Source organism: Roseixanthobacter psychrophilus, from assembly GCF_043195195.1.
Lineage (GTDB): Bacteria > Pseudomonadota > Alphaproteobacteria > Rhizobiales > Xanthobacteraceae > NCEH01.
In genome coordinates, this window is sequence record NZ_JBAFWT010000103.1 from 1 (window position 1) to 2,940 (window position 2,940).

The 2,940-nt window shown below is 64.5% G+C and carries 3 protein-coding genes and 2 pseudogenes; 3 read left to right on the plus strand and 2 right to left on the minus strand.

The genetic code is table 11. From position 1 onward, the window contains the following. Positions 1–24: 24 nt before the first annotated feature. Complete coding sequence (locus V5F77_RS28415; RefSeq protein WP_429008412.1) at positions 25–273, minus strand: hypothetical protein; 249 nt, start codon at positions 271–273, stop codon at positions 25–27. On the opposite strand from V5F77_RS28415, the gene V5F77_RS29455 reads away from it, so the two are divergent. Continuing rightward, entirely contained in the window at positions 175–381 is a 207-nt protein-coding gene (locus tag V5F77_RS29455; RefSeq protein WP_449317030.1) for a YrrC family ATP-dependent DNA helicase, read from the plus strand. The genes V5F77_RS28415 and V5F77_RS29455 overlap by 99 nt on opposite strands. On the opposite strand, the pseudogene V5F77_RS28420 reads toward V5F77_RS29455, so the two are convergent. Beyond that, positions 337–546, minus strand: a pseudogene (locus V5F77_RS28420) (hypothetical protein); the annotation flags it as partial. The gene V5F77_RS29455 and the pseudogene V5F77_RS28420 overlap by 45 nt on opposite strands. Between V5F77_RS28420 and hypE the strand changes: the two are divergent. Together hypE and V5F77_RS28430 are read left to right on the plus strand one after the other, a co-directional pair. Further along, the gene (gene hypE / locus V5F77_RS28425) at positions 492–1,442 is read left to right on the plus strand and encodes a hydrogenase expression/formation protein HypE (protein WP_429008413.1); all 951 of its coding nucleotides are present in this window, start codon (positions 492–494) and stop codon (positions 1,440–1,442) included. The pseudogene V5F77_RS28420 and the gene hypE overlap by 55 nt on opposite strands. Before the next feature lie 54 nt (positions 1,443–1,496). Beyond that, positions 1,497–2,933 (plus strand): annotated as a pseudogene (locus V5F77_RS28430) (alpha-D-glucose phosphate-specific phosphoglucomutase); the annotation flags it as partial. Between the last annotated feature and the right edge of the window lie 7 nt (positions 2,934–2,940).

Below are 2,940 nucleotides of genomic sequence, written 5' to 3' on the forward strand. Positions count from 1 at the left end.
GGCCTTCAGGCGCTATTCGCTCGACTACATTGCCGAAGAAGACAGGGCACGAACCGCGGGGAAGAACATCTGGTCCGGCCCCTTCGAGATGCCGTGGGATTGGCGCGCCGCAAGACGGGGCCCCCATTCATGAAACCCGAGCCCGATCGACAGTCTCCGGAAGTTCTGGCGGGCTTGATCGAGCGCGTTACCTTCCACAATACCGAGAACGGGTTCTGCGTCCTGCGGATCAAGGCGCGCGGCCACCGGGACGTCCTCACCGTCGTCGGCCACGCCGCAATAATCTCGGCCGGCGAGTGGATCACCGTCACTGGCGAATGGATCGTGCCTATCCGGTTAAGGCATACACCTACTAGATGTAGGGTGTCTCCACTCTCCTGAATAAAGCGCGTCGAATGTCGGCGCGTCGACTTCGCCGGCGATCCCGAGCAGCGAACGGAAAGCGTTGAAGGGGTAGAAGCGCCGATTGAAGCGGAAAATGAACACGGCTGATCGATTCCGTCGTTCGGCCGGCATTCGACGATGCGGAGCTCGAACGCCGCCATGACGGCGCGACCCTGGACCTGGACGGACCGGTGGCCTTTACGACGGATTCTTACGTCGTCCGGCCGCTCGTCTTTCCCGGCGGCGACATTGGCACGTTAGCGGTGAACGGGACGGTCAACGACCTTGCCATGTGCGGTGCCCGGCCGCTCTATCTCAGCGTCGGGCTCATCCTGGAAGAAGGCCTGCCGCTCGACATCCTGCGCCGCGTCCTCGCCTCGATGCGCGGTGCCGCGACAACTGCCGGCGTGCGGCTGGTGACCGGCGACACCAAGGTCGTCGATCGCGGCAAGGCGGACGGTATGTTCATCAATACCACGGGTCTCGGCCGAATCCTCGCGCCGTCACAGATCAGGCCAGCGAGCGTGCGTCCGGGCGACGCGGTGATCCTCAGCGGCGATATTGGACGGCATGGAATGGCGGTCATGGCGGCGCGCGAGGGCTTCGGGTTCGAGACCGTGATCGAGAGCGACTGCGCTGCTGTCGCCACACCCGTGCTCGCGTTGATCGAGGCCGGCATCGAAGTGCATTGCCTGCGCGACCTCACACGCGGTGGCCTCGCCAGCGCCCTGGTCGAAATCGCCGAAACCGCGCGCCTGACGATCGGGATCGAGGAGGCGGCCGTTCCGGTGCGCCTGGACGTGAGAGCGGTCTGCGATCTCCTCGGTCTCGATCCGCTCCATGTCGCGAATGAGGGACGCTTTGTGGCTTTCGTCGCGCGCAAAGACGTCGAGCGCTCGCTCGACGTTCTCCGGCGCTTCGAGACGGCGGCCGGCTCGGTTGCGATCGGCGAGGTGCGCGATAGTCCGGGGGCCGGAGAGGTCTCCTGCCGGGGCGCGTTGGGGGTGGCGCGGATCATCGACATGCTGAGCGGCGAACAGCTGCCTCGGATCTGTTGAGCGATGGGGCGAAGACGCGATATGGAGGGCGGCGCGCCGCGGGATGAGCCCGGCGTGGAGATCAAAACCATACCATTTGACGATCAGCGGCCCGGGACCTCCGGTCTGCGCAAGCAGGTGTCGGTCTTTCAACGGCCGCACTACCTGGAGAACTTCGTCCAGTCGATCTTCGACAGTGTCGAGGGTCGTCAGGGAAGCACGCTGGTTCTCGGCGGCGATGGCCGTTTCCACAACCGCGAAGCCGTCCAGACCATCCTTCGGATGGCGGCCGCCAACGGTTTCGGGCGGGTTCTGGTCGGCCGGGGCGGTCTGCTTTCGACGCCGGCCGTCTCGTGTATCATCCGAAAGCATGGCGCGGCCGGTGGCATCGTGCTGTCGGCGAGCCACAACCCCGGCGGACCGAAAGGCGACTTCGGCGTCAAGTTGAATGTCACGAACGGCGGTCCCGCCCCTGAGAACGTCACCGAATCGATCTACGCCCTGAGCCGTAAGATCGCGCGTTACCGCATCCTCCCAAGCGGCGACGTGGATATCGACCATGTCGGCCGGTCGAAACTCGGGACCATGACCGTGGAGGTCATCGACCCCGTCGCGGATTATGCCCGATTGATGGAAAGCCTCTTCGACTTCGACCGGATTTCAGAGCTGTTGTCTTCGGGGCGGTTCGCCATGCGGTTCGATGCGATACATGCGGTCACCGGTCCGTACGCGACAGAAATCTTCGAGAGGAGGCTCGGCGCGCCGGCCGGCACGGTGGTCAACGGCGATCCGTTGCCCGACTTCGGTGGTCTCGCTCCCGATCCGAATCTCGTCCATGCGCGCGAGCTCGTGAGCGCGATGAACGGTCCCGACGCGCCAGACTTCGGGGCCGCCTCGGACGGGGATGGCGACCGCAACATGCTCCTGGGCCCCGGCTTCTTCGTCACCCCGAGCGACAGCCTAGCGGCGCTCGCGGCCAATGCACATATTGCGCCCGGCTACGCGAAGGGGCTGGTCGGTGTCGCCCGCTCCATGCCGACCAGCCGTGCGGTCGATCAAGTGGCGGCTGATCTCGGCATTTCCTGCTACGAGACGCCGACCGGCTGGAAGTATTTCGGCAACCTCCTGGACGCCGGACTGGTCTCGCTGTGCGGCGAGGAGAGCTTCGGGACGGGCTCCGATCACCTCAGGGAAAAGGACGGCGTGTGGGCGGTGCTTTTCTGGCTGAACATTCTGGCGGCCCGGCAGCAGTCCGTGGAGGCGACGATGAGAGAGCACTGGCGACGGTACGGCCGGCATTATTACTCGCGGCACGACTATGCCGATCTCGACGGCTCGGTTGCGGAGAGGCTCATGGCCGAGCTTCGAAGGGAATTGCCGCTGCTCAAAGGCCGCAAATTCGACTCGCTGGAGGTCAGCCTTTGCGAGGATTTGGCTTATGTCGATCCAGTGGATCAGAGTCTCGCTGAGCATCAGGGAGTCCGGGTCATGTTCGTGATTATGCGGATATCTGCATAAC